Raw genomic sequence first — 22,669 nt, 5'->3', positions numbered from 1 at the left:
CCATGACAGATATGAAAACTTTTGCCGGGCAGACCGCCCTAGTTACCGGCGCGAGCCGGGGAATTGGCGCCGCAACCGCCATCGCGCTGGCTGAGGCCGGAGCCCACGTCATTCTCGTCGCCCGCAAGGTGAAGGCGCTGGAGGAGGTGGAGGACAAAATCCATGCCGCTGGCGGCACATCAACCATCGCGCCGCTCGACCTGACCGAAGCGGACGCTATCGCGCGGCTGGCAGGGGCAATTGCGGGCCGCTGGGAAACGCTTGATATTCTATGCCTTTCAGCAGCTTATCTGCCAGAGCTTACACCGATTTCACAGGTCGATCCAAAACAGTTCACGCAGGCTCTCACCACCAACATCATCTCGACCCAGGCCATGTTGTCGGCGTTTGACAGCATGCTGCGCCGTGCGGAAAACGGGCGCATCATCGGATTGACCAGCAGCGTGGGCGCATCGCCGCGCGCTTTCTGGGGCGCATATGGTTCGACCAAGGCCGCGTTCGACAATCTCTTGCTCACCTATGCCGACGAAGTTGAAAAACTGGGCAATTTGCGTGTGGCCATTGTAGATCCCGGCGCCACCCGCACAGAAATGCGCGCTCGCGCCTATCCGGGTGAGAAACCGGAGACGGTGAAGCCGCCGGAGAAAGTAGCCGAACGGATTGTCGCCTTGCTGCAGGAGGACTTCCCGACAGGTCACCGCGAACGGGTCGAGGGATAACCCACACACTTTTCCCGGAATTCTGCTATAGGTTCACAATAACGCCGCGTTAACCATAATGTGAAAGACAGCGTAAAGGGTCGCGGGCCGATGCAGGTGTTTGACCAAGACACACGACCATGCGGCGAAGAGACCACACGCTGATTAAACGGGGTTTTGTAAGGCTATGCCGAGCGAACATGACACATACCGGGTTGCCGCACAGGAAGATCGCTGTGCACCGCGCACCAAACTGACCATTCCCGCCACGTTGCGGGCCTCTGGCGGCCGCGCTTTTCAAAGTGTGGTCCACGATCTTTCGATCTCGGGCTTTTCCGCAGCTTCGATTAACCGGATGCACGAAGGGCAAGTCTGCTGGCTGACCCTTCCCGGCCTCGAATCGCTTCAGTCAGAGGTTGTGTGGTGGGACAACTGCATCGTCGGCTGCGCGTTCACCGAACTGCTCAGCCCGATCGTGCATGATAACATTCTGCAGCGTTACAGCAGCACCGGCATCTACCGCACCGCAATCTAAAGTTGGGGTTGGCTGAAATCGGCTTTGACGCCGCCAATCAGCCTCCGCCGCTTACGATTTTTTGCACCACAGCCCGTGCGTCACCGCGGTAATCGGATGATGTTGCCTGCGGCCAATTGCTGATGATGGCAAATACCAGGTTTTTCTCCGGCACTAGCGTTATGGCTTGACCGAATATGCCCTGCGCGCCGTACGAATTGCTGGGATAGGTCCACCACTGATAGCCATAGCCAAAGCCGCTATCGCCGAAATCGACCTGCGAATCGCCTGCTTGCGCAAACCAGCCTTCGGGCACGACCCCCTCCCCGCCTTCCAGCGCGAATTGCCCCATGCGGGCGTAATCCGACAGGCGCAGGGACAGGCAACATCCGCCGATATTTCCGCCGCGCGGATCAACCATCCAGAACATGCCCCCTTCAAACCCGGCAGGCTCAACAATTTTTGTCTGGGCGTATTCAGCCAGTGGCAGTCCGACTGCGTTTTCTACCAGCAAACCGATCAAATTGGTCTCTCCGGTTTTGTAGACCCATTTCTCGCCCGGCTCCGCTTCGCGCTGGAGCGTTTTCATCTGCGCGACGATCGCCTCCGGGCCGTATTCAAGGACATAGCGGTTCATCTGCGCCACATCGCTTGCCGGATCGGAATAGTTTTCATTCCACGCCGCGCCGCTCGTCATGGTTGCGATCTGACGCACCGTGACCCCATCGTAGGCCGAGCCGGCTAGCTCGGGAATATAGACCGTTACCGGATCATCGAGGCTCGCGATGAACCCGTCAGCAATTGCTGCGCCCAGCAAAGTGGAGGTAAAGCTTTTCGCGACGGAGAAACTGGTCCAGCGATCCTCTGCGCCCAGCCCTAGCCCATAATTTTCATACCGGACCTTGCCATCCTGCAGTACCATGACACCGGCCGCATTGGTTTCTGCCATCAATTTCGCGATATCGGCCTGAATTTCCGCGCTGAAAGGCTCTCCTTCGGGCAAAACCCGCGACGTCGATGCGGCGGGAACTTCGTGGCCGGCAAACCAGCTTTCCATATCGCGAAAGCGCACGGAACGCTGCTCGGCATTCCAGAAAAGGACCTGAAGCTCCGACTGGTCACGTTCAGGCGGCGCGGTGAGAGAAACGCTTTCAAGAGGGGCGGAAGCGGGTGCAAAATCAGGGCTTACCGTGCCGGTGCACGACGCAAGAGCCAGTGCCGCGATGCCGGCTAGCGCCTTTGCTCGAATTGTCATTTCAATCACTCTCCCGAAAAATGCACGATTAGTCTTTAAACAGTGTCACCTGATGCACATCGATATTGCCAGCCAGAAATCCGCCCTCGCAATATGACAGATAATAACGCCACAGCCTGATAAACCGGTCATCAAAGCCGGAGGGTAGCTGCGATCTAGCCACAGCGTCGTCAAACCGCTCGCGCCACATGCGCAAGGTTGCCGCGTAATCCGCACCGAAATTTGTCTGATCGTTCCAGCTTAATCCGCGGTTCGCGGCAAGCTCACGAAACTCGGACGATTTGATGAGCAAGCCGCCGGGAAACACATATGCCTGGATGAAATCGGGCGCAGCAGCATAGCTTGCGAACAGATCGTCATTCATCGAGATATACTGGATTGCCGCGCGTCCGCCTGGTTTCAAATTCCTGGCGACGCAATCCATGAAATCGCCCCAATATTCGCGGCCCAGTGCCTCGACCATTTCGACACTGACGATCCCGTCATACTCGCCAGCGCGGTCCAGACCCACATCGCGGTAATCCTGCCTGCGGAAATCGACACTTCCGATAATATCGCGCCGCGGATCGGAAGCCGCAGCGCTGCACCATTCCAACTGTTCATTAGACAGGCTGATGGCATCAACGTGGACATTGTCGCTGCTCGCCATCTGCAACGCCTGAGAGCCCCACCCGCATCCGATCTCAAGCGCCCTGCCCCCGGATGCAAGATCAACGCGGTCTGCGATTGCTGCCATTTTCGCGATTTGTGCGGCGTCTAGCGATTGTTCTGCAGCGCGAAACAGGGCGCTGGAATACGACATGGTTTCACCCAGCCACGGTGCGTAAAAGTCATTTCCGAGGTCATAATGCGCAGAAATGTTTCGCGCTGATCCGGCGCGGTCATTGCGGTTGAACCGATGCGCCAGCTTTGCCGCAAGCCGGACTGCGCCAGAACTTCGCGCCGTATCGCCAAGCGTGCGAGCATTCGCGCCGAACAGCGCAAACAGGTGCGCGTGGTTATCAGCCTCCCACTCTCCTGCCTCGTATGCCTGATACCAGCCGACCGAACCGCCGGTCGCAAGGCGCAGCAATGCACGCCAGTCTTTCAGCCATATCTCCACATCGAAGCCGGGGCTGCGCCCGCCCAGAACACGCATCGTGCCATCGGGCAGATGAGCCGTGAGAGAGCCTGCCGCCAGCCCGCTATCGACGCGGTCAACCATAGTGCGAAAACCGGGAGCGAATAGCCGGGACAGCAGACCGGGATGCGGCGCAAAACGCGCCCCGCCGCTCAGCAGCGGTTCTCCTCTCATCCCTTCGTGCCTTGCCCCTTGTGCGTTCATGCCGCTCTCTTAATCGTTACCCGGAGCGCGGGGCAAGCCGGTTGGGCCAAACCTACCCGTCTTTCATGGCCTTGTACGCATCCAGCGCCCGTTCACGCCCGTCCCGGTGCGCGATTATTTTGGCTGGATATGCCTTGGGCAGGCAGCCATGCTCTTCGGGATCGTGGATGTAGGGCGCGTCCAAATCGGACAATTCGGGCACGTATTCGCGGATATAGGCTGCGGCGTCGAATTTCTCCGACTGCGTGAGCGGCGCCATGATCCGGCTGAACATGTTGGAATCGACCCCGGTGCCAGAATTCCATTGCCAGTTGACCGAATTCGACCCGTAATCTGCATCGCATAGGCAATCCCAAAACCACTGCTCACCTTTGCGCCAGTCGATCAGCAGATGTTTGATGAGGAAACTGGCGGTGATCATGCGGACGCGGTTGTGCATCCATCCGGTCTGGTAAAGCTGGCGCATTCCGGCATCGACGATCGGATAGCCGGTTTTGCCCTTCTGCCATTTCTTGAGGTCTTTGGCCGCTTTGTCATCGCTGTCTGGATCACGCCATTTCAGCTTGTCGTAGTCTTCGCGATAATTCTCGCTCGCGTAGGCGGGAAACTGGCAGATCACATTGGCGGCATAATCCCGCCAGACGATTTCGCTTTCATAGCTTTGCCAGCCATCTGAGCGTTTATGCTTCAGGGCATACCAGACCTGGACTGGGGAAATCTCGCCGAAATGCAGGTGCGGCGACATCCGGGATGAACCATCGACGCTGGGCAGATTGCGCTGGTCTTCGTAATCGGAAACATCGTCCTCCCATTCCGAGAGGCGTTGATGGGCGGCGTCTTCGCCAACGTTCCAGAAATCGGAGAGCCCGCCGGACCAGTCCGGCTTTGTCGGGAGCAGGTTCCAGTCGGATAGATCATCGCTGGCAGGCCAACTGTCTGGCGAGGAGATCGTCTCAGGCACCGGCAGGGTATCGCGCGGAGGAAATTGCTGGCGCATCGCTTTATAAAACGGGGTGTAGATCTTGTATGGGTCGCCCGATCCGGTCGTGACGTGACCGGCAGGGAACAGATAGATCCCGTCGTGCAATTGCAGGTCCAGCTCGTCAGCAAGATTGCCCTGCGCCTTGCGCCACCACGGTTCGTAGTGGCGGTTTGCATGGATGGTCTTCGCGCCGACAGCATTGGCAACGGTGGTCAATTCCTCCACCGCATCACCGCGCCGCAGGATTAGTTTTGCGTTGCGCTGGCCCAGGCTTTTTGAAAGGCTGTCTAGCGAATGATGCAGCCACCACCGCGAAGCGCCGCCATAGGCGTGATGCCCTGCGGCTTCATCGTCGAGGACATAAACGCAGACGACCGGGCCACTGGCAGCAGCGGCGTATAGCGCGGGATTATCAGCCAAGCGCAGATCGCGCCGTAACCAAACGATTTGTGGATCACTCATGCTGAGTGAAGCGCGTCACTGGGGATCAGGTTCCTCGCATTTGACATCAGGCAGCGCGATAGAGAATCGGTCACGGGCGCGCGGATCGTAGAAACGGGCATCGCTGAGGACTACCGAGCCATCATCGGCGCGTGTCGCAAACGGCGTACGGGACCAAAAGAGGAAGGCGTCGAGCTGTGAGTTTACGGCACGCAGCGGTTCCAGTTCAGGCCATGCGCAACGCTGATCGGTGACTGGCATCGCATTTTCACGCACCGGTTCAACCCCCGCAGGCACGATGTAGTAATCATTCTTGCGCCCGGCGATGATCTCGCGATCCTGCGGCCAGAACGGGACCGGGGAGGCGATCAAGGTCTCTGCCGGGAAAGCTATGCCTTTGTTGCTGATCGAAAAGCTGGCGGCGCTGCCAATTGACCAGAAAAGGTTACCGCCGATATACAAAAGCGCAGCAGCGAGACCGCCGAATGCAGGCCAGCGCCACGATTTGCTGCGCTTTTCCGCGCGCAGCGACCACCAGACCGAAACGATCAGCATCGCCCACAGCCACACATCAATGATAAACAGCGTATCGCCGTAAAACCATTGCGAGGAAAACGGCTCAAGAAACCGGATGCCATACACATTCAGCCAGTCGAGCGCTGGATGTGTAAGGCAGCCGATAAAACTCAGCGCAAACAGCCAGCCAAAATGCACCGGAACCCGCCCGTCCGGCCGTTTGCCGCGCTTTGTCTGCCAGCGGTCGAACGCCCACAGCAGGCCCGCAAGAACAAGCGGCAACAGCACCAGCGCAGGCGGGCCGTGCGTAATTCCGCGCCGAAAACCCAAATGCTCTGTCCCCTCCAGCCAGAAGAAACACGCCGCATCCACATCGGGCAGGTTCGCTCCGATAATCAGCGCGGGCATTGCAAGGCCGGTTTTCTTTTTGAGGCCGGTCTGGCCCAGCACTGCGCCGACGAGGCTGTGGGTGAGGTTGTCCATTTCGCCCGCCTAATCCGGGCAGGTTACCAAAGCGAGTGGAAATCGCAGCCCACACGCCCTATCGCGCTTGCAACCAGTGAGAGAGAGACCAGCCAATGACCGACCAATCCCCCTATATCCGCCCCGATATGAAAGCATTTTTGGATGCGCTTGCCGCGATGGACGGGCCAAAAATTGCTGACATGACGCTGGAGGATGCGCGCGCATCCTATGTCGCGCTTCACGCGATGGCGGATAGGCCCGCCCGCGATCTCGCCGTGATCCGCGACCTTATGTGCCCCGGTCCGGCGGGCGATATTCCGCTGCGCCTGTATGATCCACGCGAGGACCGGGAGCCCGGCCCTGTCATCACGTTTTTCCACGGTGGCGGCTTTGTCATCGGCGACCTTGAGACCCATCACAGTCTTTGCACGGAGATTGCTGCCTTGATGGATTTGCCGCTGGTTGCAGTCGATTATCGCTGCGCGCCCGAGGCACCCTACCCCGCCGCGGTCGAAGATTGCGAGGCGGCGGCGCGCTGGATTGCGGCTTCACCAGAGGCGCTGGGCCGCCCTGCAACAGGTCTTATCCCGATCGGAGACAGCGCCGGCGGCACTGCGACCATTGTCATCGGCCAGCAGCTCGCAGCCAATCCCGCCGATGTGCCCATCGTCCTGCAAGTGCCGATCTTCCCACTGGCCAGTGAGGCAGAGAATTCGGCAAGCATCGCCGAGTTTAGCGACGGCTTTATTCTCACACAGTCGTCGATGGAGTTTTTCGATGCGGCTTATCAGGCCGACCGAAACGACGCGCGCGGCTTTCCCATCCTGGGCGATCATACAACCGCACCGCCCACCGTCCTCGTCACCGCCAGCCTTGATCCGATCCGCGATTCCGGGCGCGATTACGCCAAGGCACTGGCCGATGCTGGCGCTGATTTCACCTTTATCGAGATGAAGGGCATCACGCATTCCTTCACCAATATCCGTCAGGCCGTGCCCAGCACTCAGGCCGATCTGGAACGCGTCATTGCGGCGATGAAATTCATGCTGGGAGATAATTGAGATGGACCTTGATCCGGCGACCCTTCCCTATCGTCCCTGTGCAGGTTTTATGCTGGTGAACAGCGAGCGGCGCGTGTTCGTTGGTGAGCGCATTAACCCGAAGGCGCACGGATATTGGCAAATGCCCCAAGGCGGCATTGATCCGGGCGAGGACCCGCACACAGCGGCCCTTCGCGAACTGGAGGAGGAAACCGGCATCGGTCCCGAACTGGTCGATGTTGTTGCGCCTGCTTCAGAGCCGCTGCATTATGACCTGCCGCTCGATCTTGTCGGCAATGTGTGGAAAGGCAAATATCGCGGGCAGATACAGCACTGGTATCTTGGCCGGTTCAAAGGTGACGATGCCGCAATCAATCTTGAGGCGCACGATCCGGCGGAGTTTCGCGCATATCAATGGGTAGAGCCGGAGGCCCTTCCCGATCTGATTATTCCTTTCAAACGCGGCGTTTACACCGCCCTTGTGAAGCAGTTTCTGCCGCTAATCTGATGGCTTAATCATCGAACCGGAACGTGATGCGCGGGCGATTATCCTTCGCCCTTGCAGCGATGAACGATGGGAGCTTTTCAATCCGGTCGAACCAGGCCGACACGTTGGGATATTTGCCGTCAAACGTCCCTTTGTCCCGCGCAGCGTACATCGGGTAAACCAAGGTGATATCCGCGCCGGTCAGATTATCGCCGCCAAAGAATGGCTTCTTGCCCAAATCCTCTTCCATCAAATCGAACAAGGCATCGAGGCGCGGATTAAGGAAAATCTTGCGAACCTGGCCAAAGACCGCCTTGAGCAACGCGCTTATCGGCCATGGCGAACGGCTTTCAAGCAAGGTCAGAACCATCGCAATGCCCTGCGCCGACATAAGGGAACCTTGCGCCGCGTGAAACCAAAACAGGTGGCGCGCGCGGTCGGGGTGGCCTGCGGCGGGACGCAGACCGCTACCCGGATGCGCGTCCAGAACGTAGTCGATGATCGCGTTGCTTTCCGCCAGCACCAGATCGCCATCGGTCACAACCGGCGCGGTCCCAAGCGGAGAGAGCGCCTTGTAATCGTCGGGAGCCAGATTGCTTTCCGGGTCCCGATCGTAGCATTTCAGCTCGTATTCGGCGTCCAGCGCCTCAAGCAGCCAGAGGATGCGAAAGCTTTGCGAATATTCAAGATGGTGAAGCGTCAGCATCGATGTGCAGGCTTTCTGTTGAAATTGTGTGCGAAGTCAGTTGCTCGCCGGACCGGCTTCTGCGGTTTCGGCGGCCAGCCTCGCAGGCGGACCGGCAGCTATCACCCCCTGCAGCGAAACTGTTTCAGGACAGCTTGACCCGCACAGACTTTCAAGCCGCGCGAGATTACGTTTCGCTTTCTCCAGCGCGCCCTTTTCAACCAGAGCCGCGCCCTCGCCTGAAATCGCCGCAAAATTATCGGGATCGCGCATCAGCGCCTCCCGGTAAAATCCGATCGCCTTGCCCTGAAGCCCGTCGCGCCGGGCCGCTTCGGCCAGTTCGATGAAAATCGGTGTGTAACCCGGATCAACCGCCAGCGCCGCCTCGAATGCGTCAATCGCCGCCTGCGTATCACCAGCGGCAAGCAATGCGCGCCCTTCCATAACCAAGGATGCAGCGCGCGGATCAACTTCGGGGTCTTGCGCGCTTGTCACACTCGCCGTTGTAGCCAGGAACAGCGACAAAGCAGCAGCAGCAGGCGCAAAACGCATAAATTGATCCTTGATTGCAATAAGCCGGTCAGATGTTGGCTTGTCCATAGGTCATAGGGCTATCACGCTGAACGCAGGATGGCGACAAAAAACCCGTCCGTATCATGCTGGAACGGATCGAGGCGCAGACCCTTTGCGCGGGGCGTTCCCAGCGGAATATCGGCTTCCTCGGCGCTCCAGCCGGGATTTCTCTCCAGAAATGCAGCGACCCGGTCCGCGCCCTCCGCATCCAGCAGAGAGCAGGTTATGAACGCAATGCGTCCGCCCGGTTTGGTCAGCTTTGACGCAATATCGAGCAGCATGTCCTGCAATTCGCCGTATTTTGCCAATTGTGCCGGCGTGAGCCGCCATTTGGCCTCTGGCTTGCGCCGCCATGTGCCTGTGCCCGAACACGGCGCATCGACCAGCACCAGATCAGCGCCAGCGTGAAATTCTTCGAGCGCGTCCATCTCTGCGCCCGGGTTCATCAATTTAGGCTCGATAATCCCCGCGCCTGCCCGCTCTGCGCGGGGTGCGAGTTTCGACAGGCGGCCGCGATCGGTATCGCTGGCGATCAGGCGGCCTTCATTCTGCATTGCCGCCGCCAGCGACAGCGTCTTTCCGCCCGCCCCTGCACACAGATCAATTACCGTTTCACCGGGCTTTGCTGCGGCGGCCATGCAGGCCAGCTGGCTGCCGTGGTCCTGCACCTCGATCTTTCCGCTGCGGTATTCTTCCCACTGCTCGACCGAAGTCCCCGCCGGCAGCCGCACAGCCTGCGGCGCGGCGAGAATTTCGCCGGGCTCCGGCAGAACAAGGCCATCGCGCTCGGCTTTCAGCGTATTGACCCGAATATCGAGCGGCGCGCGTCCTAGCAGAGCCTGCGCTGCTTCGCCGGAAATGCCGGATTTCGCCAGCTCTTCCATTAGCCATGATGGTGCGGTCCCGGGCTCCGCTGCGACCTCATTCTCGCCAATCGGTTTTGGCCCGTGACCTTCGCCTGTGAAAAGCATTTTGAGCGTTTCATCCGAATTGGCGAGGCCCAGCATTGCCGCGCGCCCGGTCTTGGGCATCTCGCCGCAATGACGAATGGCGCGGTATACCAGTTCGCGAACCGCCCGCCGATCTTTCGATCCGGCGTAGCGGCGCTGTTTGAAATATTTTGCAATCAGCCGGTCGGCAGGGGCGCCTTCGCGCTTTGCTGCCTCGATCGTTTCATCAAGCAGTTCGATGGCCGCCTGGACGCGCGCAGCGGGCGTCATTCCGCCGGCTTAATGGCGTCTTGCCATGCGTTTTCAAACTCTTGCGAGCTGGGTACCGGCATACAGCGCGCCTGGTACTGCGCACCGCTCTTGTCCGACGCTGCGGCGGTCATGGCCGCTGCCATCTTGGAACCTTCTGCCATGCATTCCTCGACCGATGCGAACAGGATTTCGGGCCTCTGGAGGTCAAGCTCACCGGGCCGGTCGGGATGCCAGCCAAGGATGAACAGCATGACGGGGATAAATTCTACCATCTGATCGCCTTATCGCGTCGGGTAATTCGGAGCTTCGCGGGTGATCGCGACATCGTGAACGTGGCTCTCGGACAGGCCCGCATTGGTGATCCGAACGAACTTTGCATTCTTGCGCAGATCCTCGATTGTGGCAGAGCCGGTATAGCCCATTGCCGCCTTTACCCCGCCAACAAGCTGGTGAACCACATTCGATGCGGGTCCTTTGAATGGAACCTGTCCCTCGATCCCCTCTGGCACCAGTTTCATCGCGGATACGTCCTGCTGAAAATACCGGTCCGCGCTGCCGCGCGCCATCGCGCCGACACTGCCCATACCGCGATACGCCTTGTAACTGCGGCCCTGGTAAAGGAAGACCTCGCCCGGGCTTTCGGCCGTTCCGGCCAGCATCGATCCGACCATCACCGTGCTCGCTCCTGCGGCAAGAGCTTTTGCCGCATCGCCGCTGGTGCGCAGTCCGCCATCCGCGATAATCGGAACGCCCGATTTAATTGCTTCGGACGCGCTATCCATAATCGCGGTTAGCTGGGGCACGCCGACTCCTGCGACCACGCGGGTGGTGCAGATCGAGCCTGGCCCGATGCCGACTTTCACCGCGTCTGCACCTGCATCGATAAGCGCGCGTGTGGCCTCTGCCGTTGCGACATTACCCGCGACGACCTGCACGGAATTTGACAGCTTCTTCACGCGTTCAACCGCGCGGGCCACGTCTTTGTTATGACCGTGGGCGGTGTCGATGATGACCACGTCGACCTCTGCATCGATCAGCGCCTCTGACCGTTCAAACCCCTTGTCCCCCACCGTGGTCGCTGCCGCCACGCGGAGGCGGCCTGCGCTGTCTTTGGTGGCGCTGGGATAATTGACCGCCTTTTCGATATCTTTGACTGTGATCAGGCCGATACATTTGTAATCGTCATCGACCACCAGCAGCTTTTCAATCCGGCGCTGATGCAAGAGCCGCCGGGCGTCCTCTTGTGAAGTGCCGATAGGGACCACGGCTAGATTATCGGTCGTCATCAGTTCGCGAACTGGCTGCGCGGGATTTTCGGCAAAGCGCACGTCGCGGTTGGTAAGAATGCCAACCAGTCGACCGCCCGTGTCTGTTACCGGAATGCCGCTGATCCGGTGCTGATCCATCAGCGCCTGCGCATCGCCCAGATTGGCATCCGGGCTGATGGTGATTGGATTAACGACCATCCCGCTTTCATAGCGTTTTACCGTGCGCACCGCCGCGCACTGATCGGGCAGTTCAAGGTTGCGATGAAGAACGCCGATGCCGCCCATCTGCGCCATCGCAATCGCCATGTCCGCTTCTGTCACGGTGTCCATCGCGGCCGACAGGATCGGGATGTTCAAGGCGATATCGCGCGTCAGCTGGGTTTTCGTGTCCGCCATGCTTGGCAGCACACTGCTTTGCGCCGGACGCAGCAGGACATCATCAAATGTTAGACCAAGAGGGATGTCCATATGCGCCACTTTCCATGTTAACCGCGTGTCGATCCACTATGTGCGGATTCGTGGCGGCCCATTTAGGCGCGCTTTCGCCCGAACGCTAGGCCCACGCGCCGCCAATTTGGCGGGTTATGACCGCTTATGGTGCCGCAGGTGGCATATATTGCGAGGTATCTACGATCCGGCGCACCAATTCCTCATGCAAAAGCAGGTCGTCAATCGCGCCGCCCAGCTCGATTTTGTCCAGCTCGTCACTGGCGCGGTGATAATGCGTCGAAAGATAAGGACCAGTAACAATCTCAGACCCAAAAGCTGTGCTCAAAAATACCGCCGGCACGCCCCCTTCCAGCAGCGCCCAACCATCCTGGCGCTGGATAAACTGCGCGGCAAATTCGCGGTCGCCCAGTGTCCGGTTGGACTTGTTCAGCACATCAATGATTACCGGATCGAGCGGGGTGCGCCCTTCCCCGATAAAACCGACTGCGCTGCCCGCAGGCGCGATAGCCACCGAATCGAAGTTAAACGCCGCCACGATGGAGCCGGTGGGAATGGGCGGATTCTCGATAAACGCTTTAGCCCCCAGCAAACCCGATTCCTCCGCGCTGGTCGCAAGAACGTAAATATCGCGGTCATACGGCCCTGTGGCAGACAACCGCCGTGTCAGTTCCAACATGGCGGCTATGCCGCTGGCATTGTCGACCGCGCCGTTGCAAATGCGGTCCTCATCCCCGTCGTCGCCGCATTCTCCAAAATGATCCCAATGCCCCAGCAAAAGAACCGCACCCGAATTGGGCCGTGTTCCGGGCAGTTTTCCAATCACATTGTAGCTTGTGAATTCCGTCCGCTGCGTTGTCGCCTCGATCGAAACCGTCGCGTTGAGCGCAATTGGCTGGAACGCACCGTCTTCGGCTGAGGCTAGCAATTCCGCCCAATTGTCCGCGCCTAGCACATTAGCTATCGCGGCTTGCGAGGCAAAAGCGGTTAAAGAGGTTTCAGCCTCGCTAGCGAGCGACAGTCGTTCCCGGCCATAGGCCCGGTTTACGTTTGCGATTGCATCATCGTCTTCGACCACAGTGATGATCGCTGCCGGGTTTTTGTCGAACAGCACGGTACGCCGCTGCGGACTGACACCGGGTTCGCCCAGCATTACAATGACCTGTCCGGTAACAAGTTCGGACGGAACCTCGTCTGATAGCTTTCCAACGAAAACCAGCTCCGCGTCATTGATCAGTTCGCGTTTTCGCAGAGTAAAAGCCACTGCTCCGGCAAGCTCGCTCTCAGTCTCTCCCTGCTGAATCATCAGGCGGCTGCCCGATGGTTTTGTTCGCAGCAGATCGACAGGCGCGCGCCATGCGCTGCCGGGATCGTTCGTGCCTGACGTCAGTCCCGCATCCTGCAAGTTCTTGATAATAAAATCGACCGTGCGCCCTTCGCCCATCGTGCCGGGCTGACGGCCGCCAAACTCATCACTGGCAAGCACCGCGATATCGCGCATCAGCGCCAGTTCGATCTGCGCGCGTTCGGACGCCGGAACACTGGCCAGCGGCGCGCCCCCGCACCCTGCCAGAATAGTACTGCCAGCCAAAGCCAGCGCGATCGCCCCCCGTTTTATCGTCATTCGGCAGTCCATCCCCCGTCGATGCTCCAGTTCGCGCCGGTGACATTGCCTGCTTCTTCGCGGCACAGGAATACAGCCAATGCGCCCACCTCTTCGGGCTGGACGAATTTCTTGTTCGGCTGTTTTGCCAGCAGAACGTCGTTGATCACTTCTTCGCGTGAAAGTCCGCGCGCCGCCATCGTGTCGGGGATTTGACCCTCGATCAGCGGGGTCCAGACATAGCCCGGACTGATGCAGTTTGCCGTCACACCGCTTTGCGCAAGCTCCAGTGCAATCGTTTTGGTAAAACCAGCAATTGCATGTTTGCTGGCGTTATAGGCGCTTTTGAACGGAGATGCCGTCAGCGAATGTGCGCTGGCGGTGTTGATGATGCGGCCCCAGCCCGACGCTTTCATACCCGGCACGGCGAGGCGCGATGTGTGAAACGCCGCTGTCAGGTTCAGGGCGATGATCGCATTCCATTTGTCGACCGGAAAGTCCTCAACCGGGGATACGTGCTGCATTCCTGCATTGTTGACAAGAATATCAACCGGGCCGATTTCCGCCATCATGTTTTCGATGGCATCTGCATCCAGCAGATTGGCACCATTGAACCGCGCGCCAAGCTCTTCCTGTAGCTTCGCAATTTCATCGGCCTCGCCCAGCCCGTTGAGAATGATCTCCGCGCCTTCTGCACGCAAAGCGCGGGCAATCGCCAGTCCAATGCCCGAAGTTGAGCCGGTGATAAGTGCGTGTTTGCCTTCGAGGAACATCGGTAAAGTCCGTGAATTGTTAGACCATCAGGCTTTCGCTGCTAGCGTGCTGGCTGTCCAGTATTTTTGGACATGGCGGCGGCCAGCTTCAAAATGGGAATACAGGGGACCCGATCAATGCGCCTAAATCCGTTCGACACCTCCAAAATCAAAGTTCGTTCATCTGGTGGAGGCGGCGGAATGCGCCGGGCGGGAGGTCTCGGCTGCGGGACGATCGTGATCGCGCTGATCGGTGCGGTGGTATTCGGCGTGGACCCGATGCAGACCATCGGCATGATTGAGGGGGCGCAGCAGCAAACCTCTGCCCCCAGCCAGCAAAGCGACCTCAGCGAGGCAGAAATCTGCAATCGCGGCCAGTTCGCGAACGAAGCGTGCAGCGCCCTGCAAAGCCTCAACGAAACTTGGGCACCCGAATTCCAGCGGGCCGGAATTCCGTTTGAAGAACCGGTGCTTGCCCTGTTCACCAGCGGCACCGTCGCCACCAATGGATGCGGCAGCGCCAGCTCGGCCTCAGGCCCGTTTTACTGCCCTGCCGACATGGGCATTTACATCGACACCGGCTTTTACGACCAGCTTGCGCAAATGTCCGGCACGGGCGGGGATTTCGCGCGGCTTTACGTAATCGCGCATGAATACGGCCATCACATCCAGAACCTGACAGGGCTCGCCGCGCAGGTCCGCAGCTTGCAACAGCGTAGTCCTTCGCAGGCGAATGACCTGCAGGTTCGTATGGAGCTTCAGGCGGATTGCTATGCCGGGGTCTGGGCGGGCAAAAACCGCAACCTGATCGAGCGCGGCGATATGGAAGAAGGCCTGCAAGCCGCAAGCGCCATCGGCGATGACACCTTGCAGCGCCGTGCGGGTCAGCGGATCAATCCCGAAGGGTTCACCCACGGCACCAGCCAACAACGCATGAACGCGCTCCGGCGCGGAATGCAAAGCGCCGATGACAGCGCCTGTGATGTGTATTTTGACATGAGTTGATCGGGCTTTTGGAAAGTTCAACTGGAAACAAAAGGGCCGGAGCGATCAAATCGCTCCGGCCCTATTTTGTGAGGAAACTAATCTTTTCAAATCAGCTTTGATTTTGGGCCGCAGTCCAGCTTTCGATTTGCTCGTCGAGTTCCTCTAGAACGTTCTCGCGCATATCACCGGTGATCTCCGCGTTCTTGGCAATCGCTTTGCGGGCCTCTTTCAATCCGGTCAGCGCGTGCGCCAATACCCGGCTTTGGCAAATATAGACCTTGTCGGGTTTTCCATCACGCTCTTCAAAAAAGGCGACCTCACCTGAGTCGCCATGGCATTCCATTTTTACGATGGTGCGCCCTGTTTCGGCCTGCGAGGTCCGAATTTCCACTACGGCCTTTTCAACCTCTTTCATGGCCAGTTTCACTTCGCGGTCAGCCTCGGCAAGATCTTCGCGCAGCTCGGCGATGAGAGCGTCCATCTCTTCCTGACTCATCTTTTTGCCGTGATTCACGACCTTTACTGTCTGCACCTTGTTCGTGGTTTTCCTATCGCCGCTTTCCTCAAAGTCTTGGACGACATGAACGACGGTCTGGCGGTTTTCGTCTCGCTCAATCTCGATATCGGGATCGACCGCAACCATCGCCTGCACTGCCGGAGCCGCTGGCGGAACCGGAGGGAGAGGCGGCGCTACTGACGGACCCACGGGCGTTGGCGGTGCAGGCGGCGCTGGGGGCGCAGGTGCGGTCACGCTGACTTGCGGTGCAGCTGGCGGCTCCGGTGCGCTGTTTTCAGCATAGCTCACCGATGCGGTAAGAGGCAGCGCGATGATTGCGGCACCAACCATAAAGCGCCCGGCCATACGGCGGGTGTTGGATGTATCGGACATATTGAGGTTCCTTAACCTGTGGATGATCGACTTATCGCCAAGCACCGGACAGGCCATCGGCGCGGCAAGCGCGAGATTGGGGCCTGCTGCGGTTGTGGCGATAAGGTTGGCGTAGGCTGCGCGCTCTTTTTCAGGCTGCTCGGAAATGACGCGGGCATCGCAGGCCGCCTCCTGATCACGGCGCAGCGCCAACCAGCCATACCGGCCAAGCGGGTTGAACCAGTGGATCGCGAACAGCGGCTGCACGGCGATATTGATCAGCAAGTCATTCGCGCGGTGATGCGACAATTCATGCGCGAGCGCCAGATCGCGGGCAACGCGGTCGTCCTGCGCCATGAAACCGCTCGGCAAAGCCACGACTGGATCGATCACACCGAACGCCAAAGGCGCTTTCGTACCGCCCGTTTCGATCAGCCTGATCCGGCCAGACCGGCCCACCTCGCGCGCATCGGCAAGCAGTTCGCGCCGCAAGTCGAAATAAGTGCTGAACCGGTGCCAGAGAAAAATGGCAGCGCCCGCCAGCCACACCGCGAATCCAAGCTCAACCCATGGGGCTGCCTCTAGCAGGGATGTCGGGGTAATCGATGCGGATGGAAGAGACGCTGCCGATCCTGCCTCAAGGCTTGAACCGCCGCTGCCGAGTGTCGCAACTGGAGCATCGGAACCCTGATCAAGGATCATCTGATAGTTCGTGGTGTCGGTAATTGTGGCCGGATCATCAGGTGCGAGCCAATGCGGCAGGGTGATGCCGGGCATGAGCAGTCTGAGCGCGGGAAGCATCCATAGTGCATAGGCGATCTGCGGGCCGAACCAACGCGCAACCGGACGTCTGATTATGAGGACCAGCGCAATCAATGCCGCAGTCCAGACGAGCGTATCAAACAGCCAGGCGGTCATTGTTTCAGCTCCTTCAGCAGAGCTTCGATCTCAATCAGATCGTCCTCGCTCAACGCTTCGGATTCGGCGAGGTGAGCGACCAGTGAGGCCGCCCTGCCCCCGAACAATTTGTCGACCAGCCTGCGGGATTCGCCGCCGACATATTCGGACCGCTTTATAATGGGGCTGTATAGGAAGCGCCGCCCATCGGGCTGCGTCTCAATCGCCTGCTTCTGGACGAGCCGCGAAAGCAGTGTCTTGACTGTCGGCAGGCTCCACCCGCGCTGTCCGCAAACGGCAGCGCAAACCTCAGCCGCGCTAATCGATCCGCGATCCCACAGCACCTCCATAACGGCATGCTCAGCCTCGCTAATGCGCTCGGGTGAATTGTCTGACGACTTGCTCAAGACGGCCTCCCAACTTCCTGATTACACCTGTAGTCATACCGACTACGCTTGTAAACATTAAGCCCAGATGAATGCGTCACCCACCCCCTTGTTCTTCTGCCAGCGACCTATCACAAAGGTCGAATGACATGGATTTCGACACTCACAGCCGCCTCCCTCTTCGCTGCACAATCTAGCCTTCCGCCAGAGAGCGAGCCGGATGAAACCGCGCAAGGCGCGCAAAGCCCTGATGCGCCAAACCCTGCGACAGGAACGGACGAGATGTTAGCTCCGCAGACCGTCAGCGTTGTGATTGAAACGAACATGGGCAACATAATTGTCGCGCTGGAAACCGAGCGCGCGCCCATCACTGCTACAAATTTCCTGCGCTACGCAGATGAGGATCGCTTTGACGGCACAGTCTTTTACCGCGCCATGTCGCTAAACCGCGAACCACGCCCCAATGGATTGATACAGGGCGGAACGCAGTGGGATCCCGCACGCGTCCTCCCCGGTATCCAGCACGAACCGACTAGCACCACCGGATTAAGCCATACGAACGGCGCGCTATCCATGGCGATGGGGGAGCCGGGAACCGCGAACGGCGATTTCTCGATCATGGTGGAAAACCAGACGGGACTGGACGCAAAACCGCAATCCGAAGATCCCATCTGGCAAAACGGCTATGCCGTATTCGGCTTCGTTACGGACGGCATGGATGTGGTAAAAGCGATCCATGCCGCACCGACCGATCCCGATAAGGGCGAAGGCTGGATGAAAGGGCAGATGCTGGCAGACCCTGTGACAATTATCGATGTGCGCCGGGTGAGCGGATCAGCAGAATAGGCATCGCTTTTGCGGCTATTGGCCGATGGATGGCCTGCCAACGGGCGCGGTGGCCACCTGCGGCATACGGGCTTCGAGTTGGTCAAGCCAATCACCAGCATCCGCGCCGACAGAAATCTGCGGCAGTGATGCCGTCAGCCCCCGGCTAGCCTCCCAACTGGCGATTTGCCGCGTCGCCTCTTTCGCAGCATCGGCAAGCGGTTGTGGTTTCCTGAGCGCGCGATTGATCAGCGCATCCCCGTAAAACGTCCAGTCATTTTCCGCCTCACACCCGAATGATGTCCGCTGAGCTGCTGCCGCTGTCAAAATAGCAGTGTCGGGGCTGGAAAGTTCTGGGATGAACACCCCGGAATAGCAGGCACTGATGATCAGCAGCCGCCGTTTGATCCCCAGCTCTTCGAAAACAGATTTCATCCGCTTTGGCGAAAATATGCCGTATTCGCTATCGCCGTAATGGTTCACCAACCCGATCTTCGCGCCGTGACTGGTGGTGTATATCACCAGCACATCTTCATCAGGGTCCATCACCTCTGCAATATGAGCGAGGCCAAGGATCAGTGATCGGATCGACCCGCGCGGCAGATCATCGCGCACCCCGTCCGGCCCTGCCAGCGTTAGTGTCCGGCCCTTGCCGCCATATCTACGCGACAACACCTCTCCTGCCTCTCGCGCCTCGCGCGCGAAAACGGGATCGCTGTCTAGCGCGACCGTAAGAACATAGGCATCGATGCGGCCCGGTTGCTGCGGCGCGATCTGACCAAGCGCCCGGTCTAGCCGCCGCGACTGCTCCAACATTTCGCGCGCGGGCACACCGCGTTCAAGCTGGGGCGCAAGTTCGAAACTTTGCGCGGCTTCGCGGCGGTTTTTTCCGATCGCGAGGTTCGGGAAAGGGGCGGTGTGTTCGGGTGGCTGGTGGACGCCTTCTTTACGCTCTTGCGAACCGGCGGGAAGCGCCAGAAACGAAATGAGCGATAGACCGATGCACACGCGTTTGATCATTGCGTGAAGCTGCCTGCGGGCGAGCCAATGGTCAAGCGCGGTTATCGTGCCGCATATTCCGCGTTATCTGGACGACCGGCGCCTCGATACCGCTTATCCCAGAATGAAATTTCCAACGCTGGTTGCGACTTCGATCTTGCGCGATGGTCCTGTTTCATCACCCGGACGGAAGAACATGCCGACGGTCGTGCTTTCGCCAGCAGCCAGTTCCTGCTCATCGCAGCTGAACGACCATGCCTCATCATCAAACTTTATTGCGAATGCATTGCGCGTGGATGCGCGGTGGTTTTGCAGGACCATGTCGGCATCGGCCGGGCAAAGCGAGACTGTCTGAGTGTCGGTGCCGGTGTTGGTCAAAACCAGATCAAACCGCTCCCACCGGGTTCCGGGATCGTTGCGTTCATCATAACCGCCGAAAGAGCCGACGATGGCTGGCGGAGAAGCCGCCACTGCAAGTGCGGTAAAGGCTGACATCAACATATGTACGGTCTCCCCTTTTTGATCTGTGCGTTTGAAGGTCTGCTATACCGAATGAACAGAGCATGAAAGCGCGCGGCGCGCGCCAGCGACGGGGCCAATTGGCGAACGCACCACAAATCCAGCTGGCACGATACACAACCGGGCCAGAGAAAACTCCGGCCCGGCATGTATAGTTTGAAAGTGTGTTGTAGCTGACGGCGCAGAAACAGCGCCAATCGGATCAGTAAACGCGCGCTTTTGGTTCGATATAGGTCGCGTCTTCTGTCAGCGTGTATTCGTGGACAGGGCGATAATCGATGTTGATCGAACCGCCATTGCCGCCCCACCCTTCAAACCAGGCTGCGGTGTGCTTCATCCATTCGGCGTCATTGCGATCCGGGAAATCCTCATGCGCGTGCGCGCCGCGGCTTTCCTTCCGGTTGGCTGCCGATGCCATTGTGACATTGGCCTGCGCCATCAGGTTGTCGAGTTCGAGCGTTTCGATAAGATCGCTGTTCCAGATGAGCGATTGGTCGGTGACATGAATGTCCTCCATCCGCTTGTTCTGGTCGGCGAGCTTCTGCACGCCTTCGTCCATCAGTTTCGTATCGCGGAACACCGCTGCGTGGGCCTGCATGGCTTTCTGCATGTCGGAGCGAATAGCAGCAGTCGGCGATCCGCCCTGCGCGTAACGGAAATGGTCGAGACGGCCCAAAGCAAAGTCCGCGCTATCGGTCGGCAATTCGGGCTGGCTGGCGCCGGCCTTGAGGTTTTCCTTAAGGTGAATGCCGGTTGCACGGCCAAACACCACCAGGTCAATCAGCGAGTTCGAGCCGAGACGGTTTGCGCCGTGAACCGAAACGCAGGCAGCTTCGCCAACCGCATAGAGGCCCGGAACCACAAAGTCGGGATCGCCGTCAGGGCCGATAGTCACGACCTGTCCGTGATAATTGCACGGAATGCCGCCCATATTGTAGTGAACCGTTGGCGTGACCGGCAGCGCCTCGCGCGTCAGATCGACACCGGCGAAAATCTTGCCGCTTTCCGTAATGCCCGGCAGACGCTCGGCCAGAACCTTTGGATCGATATGATCGAGGTGAAGGTGGATATGATCCCCCTCTGGCCCCTGTCCGCGCCCTTCGCGCATTTCGAGCGCCATCGAACGGCTAACAACATCGCGCGAGGCGAGGTCTTTCGCGCTAGGCGCATACCGCTCCATAAAGCGTTCGCCTTCGGAATTGGTAAGATACCCGCCCTCGCCGCGCGCGCCTTCGGTGATGAGGACGCCCGCGCCGTAAATGCCGGTCGGGTGAAACTGGACAAATTCCATGTCCTGCATCGGCAGGCCCGCGCGCAGCACCATGCCGCCGCCATCGCCGGTGCAGGTGTGGGCAGAGGTAGCGGTGAAATAGCAGCGGCCATATCCGCCCGTCGCCAGCACAACGGACTGAGCGCGGAACCGGTGGATCGTGCCGTCATCAAGGCACATCGCGATCACGCCGACGCATTTCTTTACGCCGCCCTCTTCGGACATGATCAGGTCGAGCGCGAAATATTCGATGAAGAAGTCTGCATCGTATTTCAGGCTCTGCTGATACAGCGCGTGAAGCATTGCGTGACCGGTGCGGTCAGCCGCCGCGCAGGTGCGCTGCACGGGCGGACCTGCGCCCATGTTCTGCATGTGACCGCCGAATGGGCGCTGGTAGATTGTGCCGTCTTCGTTGCGGGAGAACGGCACACCTGCATGTTCAAGCTCGTAAACGGCCTGAGGCGCCTCGCGGGCGAGGTATTCGATCGCATCCTGATCGCCCAGCCAATCGGCACCTTTCACGGTGTCGTACATATGCCAGGACCAGTGATCGGGCGTGTTGTTACCAAGGCTCGCCGCGATGCCGCCCTGTGCCGCTACGGTGTGCGAACGGGTCGGGAAAACCTTTGAGATGTTGGCAGTGCGCAGGCCCGCCTCGGCAGAGCCCATGGTTGCGCGCAGGCCGGAACCGCCTGCGCCCACTACGATCACGTCATAGGTGTGGTCGGTAATCTTGTAAGCGCCTTTCAAACCGGCGCCATTATTGTTCGATGCTGCGGTAGCCATCAGGCCTGACCTCCGAATGCGAGCGAGGCGACGCTGAACGCACTGAATGCGCCGCCGCCGATAACTGCAATGTTGAGCGCTGAAAGAAGCGCGAATTTGGTGCCGTAATTGTGGACGTAATCCTCGATCAGAACCTGCAGGCCCATGCGGGCGTGCCAGAACAGGCTAATGACAAGCAGGATCATTGCCACCGACGAAATCGGCTGCGACAGCCACGTGGTCACTGTTTCATGGCTGTAATCGCCAAGCAGCACAAAGCTGACAATGAGCCATGTCATAAGGACAAGGTTGGTGACCGCGGTAAAGCGGTGAACCAGCCAGTGATGCGCGCCTTCGTGAGAAGCGCCCAAACCGCGAACGCGGCCGATGGAAGTGCCGTTACCCATGCTCGCTCCCCTCAACCCAGCAGCACGATTGCCCAAAGGGCAGCCGTCAGAATGATTGCAAGAATTGGCGAGGCCATCGACCAGAAGCGGTTGGTGTTAAGCTCATACCCCGCGCCGATATCCAGCACGAGGTGGCGCAGCCCGCTCATCAAATGGGTAAAAAACGCCCAGGACAGCCCGATCATCAGGATGTAACCGAGCGGTGTCGTCATAAAGAACGTGAAGCTTTCATACGCCTCTGGCCCGCTCGCAATCGCGCCCAGCCACCAGACAAGAACCGCCAGCCCGACCAGCGCCAATCCGTCGCCGGTCGCGCGGTGCAGGATCGATACCAGCATATGAGGGCCCCACCGCCAGATCTGGAGGTGAGGTGAAAGCGGTCTTTGGTTCATGGCTATCCCGTTAGAACGTGTTCTTCTCGGGCGTTCTTAGCGGTCCTGTCGCATGAGGCAAGCCGTGAGGCTGCATGCTCGCTTGCAAAGTTCTGGACAGTG

The 22,669-nt window shown here is 59.2% G+C and carries 24 protein-coding genes; 6 read left to right on the top strand and 18 right to left on the bottom strand.

The features are described 5' to 3' along the window. The first annotated feature begins 2 nt into the window (after window positions 1–2). The gene (locus ACGHU1_RS00200; protein ID WP_390582289.1) at window positions 3–719 is read left to right on the top strand and encodes an SDR family NAD(P)-dependent oxidoreductase; all 717 of its coding nucleotides are present in this window, start codon (window positions 3–5) and stop codon (window positions 717–719) included. Between the two features lie 166 nt (window positions 720–885). Next, on the top strand, window positions 886–1,233 hold the full coding sequence (locus ACGHU1_RS00195; protein ID WP_390582287.1) for a PilZ domain-containing protein: 348 nt from the start codon (window positions 886–888) through the stop codon (window positions 1,231–1,233). A gap of 37 nt (window positions 1,234–1,270) precedes the next feature. On the opposite strand, the gene ACGHU1_RS00190 is transcribed toward ACGHU1_RS00195, so the two are convergent. Genes ACGHU1_RS00190 through ACGHU1_RS00175 form a run of 4 tightly spaced genes read right to left on the bottom strand, consistent with a single transcriptional unit; the run spans window position 1,271 to window position 6,213 of the window. After that, window positions 1,271–2,467 carry a serine hydrolase domain-containing protein gene (locus ACGHU1_RS00190; protein WP_390582285.1) on the bottom strand — a complete coding sequence of 399 codons (1,197 nt, stop codon included), beginning with the start codon at window positions 2,465–2,467 and terminating at the stop codon, window positions 1,271–1,273. Between the two features lie 28 nt (window positions 2,468–2,495). Then, the gene (locus ACGHU1_RS00185; RefSeq protein ID WP_390582283.1) at window positions 2,496–3,791 is read right to left on the bottom strand and encodes a class I SAM-dependent methyltransferase; all 1,296 of its coding nucleotides are present in this window, start codon (window positions 3,789–3,791) and stop codon (window positions 2,496–2,498) included. A 52-nt stretch (window positions 3,792–3,843) separates the two neighbouring features. Beyond that, window positions 3,844–5,235 (bottom strand): cryptochrome/photolyase family protein, encoded by a 1,392-nt coding sequence (locus tag ACGHU1_RS00180; protein WP_390582281.1) that lies wholly within the window; start codon window positions 5,233–5,235, stop codon window positions 3,844–3,846. A gap of 15 nt (window positions 5,236–5,250) precedes the next feature. After that, a complete protein-coding gene (locus ACGHU1_RS00175) occupies window positions 5,251–6,213 on the bottom strand; it encodes a metal-dependent hydrolase (protein WP_390582279.1) in 963 nt (320 codons plus the stop codon). Between the two features lie 95 nt (window positions 6,214–6,308). Between ACGHU1_RS00175 and ACGHU1_RS00170 the strand changes: the two genes are divergently transcribed. Together ACGHU1_RS00170 and ACGHU1_RS00165 are read left to right on the top strand one after the other, a co-directional pair. Further along, entirely contained in the window at window positions 6,309–7,256 is a 948-nt protein-coding gene (locus ACGHU1_RS00170) for an alpha/beta hydrolase (protein WP_390582277.1), read from the top strand. 1 nt (window position 7,257) lies between these two features. After that, window positions 7,258–7,743 (top strand): RNA pyrophosphohydrolase, encoded by a 486-nt coding sequence (locus tag ACGHU1_RS00165; protein ID WP_390582275.1) that lies wholly within the window; start codon window positions 7,258–7,260, stop codon window positions 7,741–7,743. 4 nt (window positions 7,744–7,747) lie between these two features. On the opposite strand, the gene ACGHU1_RS00160 is transcribed toward ACGHU1_RS00165, so the two are convergent. From ACGHU1_RS00160 to ACGHU1_RS00130, 7 genes are all read right to left on the bottom strand, one after another. Beyond that, entirely contained in the window at window positions 7,748–8,428 is a 681-nt protein-coding gene (locus ACGHU1_RS00160; RefSeq protein WP_390582273.1) for a glutathione S-transferase family protein, read from the bottom strand. A gap of 36 nt (window positions 8,429–8,464) precedes the next feature. Further along, window positions 8,465–8,959: a tetratricopeptide repeat protein gene (locus ACGHU1_RS00155; protein WP_390582271.1), complete on the bottom strand. Its 495-nt coding sequence runs from the start codon at window positions 8,957–8,959 to the stop codon at window positions 8,465–8,467. A 62-nt stretch (window positions 8,960–9,021) separates the two neighbouring features. Further along, window positions 9,022–10,200, bottom strand: coding sequence for an RsmB/NOP family class I SAM-dependent RNA methyltransferase (locus ACGHU1_RS00150; protein ID WP_390582269.1), 1,179 nt, complete (start codon window positions 10,198–10,200; stop codon window positions 9,022–9,024). After that, on the bottom strand, window positions 10,197–10,454 hold the full coding sequence (locus ACGHU1_RS00145; RefSeq protein WP_390582267.1) for a hypothetical protein: 258 nt from the start codon (window positions 10,452–10,454) through the stop codon (window positions 10,197–10,199). Before ACGHU1_RS00145 ends, ACGHU1_RS00150 begins: the two co-directional genes overlap by 4 nt. 9 nt (window positions 10,455–10,463) lie before the next feature. Continuing rightward, on the bottom strand, window positions 10,464–11,918 hold the full coding sequence (guaB, locus tag ACGHU1_RS00140) for an IMP dehydrogenase (protein WP_390582265.1): 1,455 nt from the start codon (window positions 11,916–11,918) through the stop codon (window positions 10,464–10,466). A 124-nt stretch (window positions 11,919–12,042) separates the two neighbouring features. Further along, the gene (locus ACGHU1_RS00135) at window positions 12,043–13,521 is read right to left on the bottom strand and encodes a M20/M25/M40 family metallo-hydrolase (protein WP_390582263.1); all 1,479 of its coding nucleotides are present in this window, start codon (window positions 13,519–13,521) and stop codon (window positions 12,043–12,045) included. Beyond that, window positions 13,518–14,273: a 3-hydroxybutyrate dehydrogenase gene (locus ACGHU1_RS00130; RefSeq protein WP_390582261.1), complete on the bottom strand. Its 756-nt coding sequence runs from the start codon at window positions 14,271–14,273 to the stop codon at window positions 13,518–13,520. Before ACGHU1_RS00130 ends, ACGHU1_RS00135 begins: the two co-directional genes overlap by 4 nt. Window positions 14,274–14,390: 117 nt before the next feature. Between ACGHU1_RS00130 and ACGHU1_RS00125 the strand changes: the two genes are divergently transcribed. Next, entirely contained in the window at window positions 14,391–15,257 is an 867-nt protein-coding gene (locus ACGHU1_RS00125; RefSeq protein WP_390582259.1) for a neutral zinc metallopeptidase, read from the top strand. Between the two features lie 91 nt (window positions 15,258–15,348). Here the strand turns inward: ACGHU1_RS00125 and ACGHU1_RS00120 are convergent, their stop codons facing one another. Together ACGHU1_RS00120 and ACGHU1_RS00115 are read right to left on the bottom strand one after the other, a co-directional pair. Beyond that, entirely contained in the window at window positions 15,349–17,025 is a 1,677-nt protein-coding gene (locus ACGHU1_RS00120) for a M56 family metallopeptidase (RefSeq protein WP_390582257.1), read from the bottom strand. Further along, complete coding sequence (locus tag ACGHU1_RS00115) at window positions 17,022–17,411, bottom strand: BlaI/MecI/CopY family transcriptional regulator (protein ID WP_390582255.1); 390 nt, start codon at window positions 17,409–17,411, stop codon at window positions 17,022–17,024. Before ACGHU1_RS00115 ends, ACGHU1_RS00120 begins: the two co-directional genes overlap by 4 nt. A gap of 123 nt (window positions 17,412–17,534) precedes the next feature. Between ACGHU1_RS00115 and ACGHU1_RS00110 the strand changes: the two genes are divergently transcribed. Beyond that, the gene (locus ACGHU1_RS00110; RefSeq protein ID WP_390582253.1) at window positions 17,535–18,236 is read left to right on the top strand and encodes a peptidylprolyl isomerase; all 702 of its coding nucleotides are present in this window, start codon (window positions 17,535–17,537) and stop codon (window positions 18,234–18,236) included. A 15-nt stretch (window positions 18,237–18,251) separates the two neighbouring features. Here ACGHU1_RS00110 and ACGHU1_RS00105 read toward each other — a convergent pair whose 3' ends face one another. The 5 genes from ACGHU1_RS00105 to sdhC form a co-directional block, all read right to left on the bottom strand. Further along, window positions 18,252–19,235 (bottom strand): C13 family peptidase, encoded by a 984-nt coding sequence (locus tag ACGHU1_RS00105; protein ID WP_390582251.1) that lies wholly within the window; start codon window positions 19,233–19,235, stop codon window positions 18,252–18,254. A 93-nt stretch (window positions 19,236–19,328) separates the two neighbouring features. Beyond that, window positions 19,329–19,715 carry a hypothetical protein gene (locus tag ACGHU1_RS00100; RefSeq protein WP_390582249.1) on the bottom strand — a complete coding sequence of 129 codons (387 nt, stop codon included), beginning with the start codon at window positions 19,713–19,715 and terminating at the stop codon, window positions 19,329–19,331. Between the two features lie 220 nt (window positions 19,716–19,935). Further along, window positions 19,936–21,753 carry a succinate dehydrogenase flavoprotein subunit gene (gene sdhA / locus ACGHU1_RS00095; protein ID WP_390583145.1) on the bottom strand — a complete coding sequence of 606 codons (1,818 nt, stop codon included), beginning with the start codon at window positions 21,751–21,753 and terminating at the stop codon, window positions 19,936–19,938. 35 nt (window positions 21,754–21,788) lie between these two features. Further along, a complete protein-coding gene (sdhD, locus tag ACGHU1_RS00090) occupies window positions 21,789–22,175 on the bottom strand; it encodes a succinate dehydrogenase, hydrophobic membrane anchor protein (RefSeq protein WP_390582247.1) in 387 nt (128 codons plus the stop codon). Between the two features lie 11 nt (window positions 22,176–22,186). After that, window positions 22,187–22,567 (bottom strand): succinate dehydrogenase, cytochrome b556 subunit, encoded by a 381-nt coding sequence (gene sdhC, locus ACGHU1_RS00085; protein WP_390582245.1) that lies wholly within the window; start codon window positions 22,565–22,567, stop codon window positions 22,187–22,189. Window positions 22,568–22,669: the final 102 nt, after the last annotated feature.

It is taken from the genome of Erythrobacter sp. MTPC3, from assembly GCF_042854385.1.
Lineage (GTDB): Bacteria > Pseudomonadota > Alphaproteobacteria > Sphingomonadales > Sphingomonadaceae > Erythrobacter.
The sequence above is the reverse complement of the archived record's forward strand: the minus strand, read 5'-3'. Positions and strand labels throughout refer to the sequence as shown.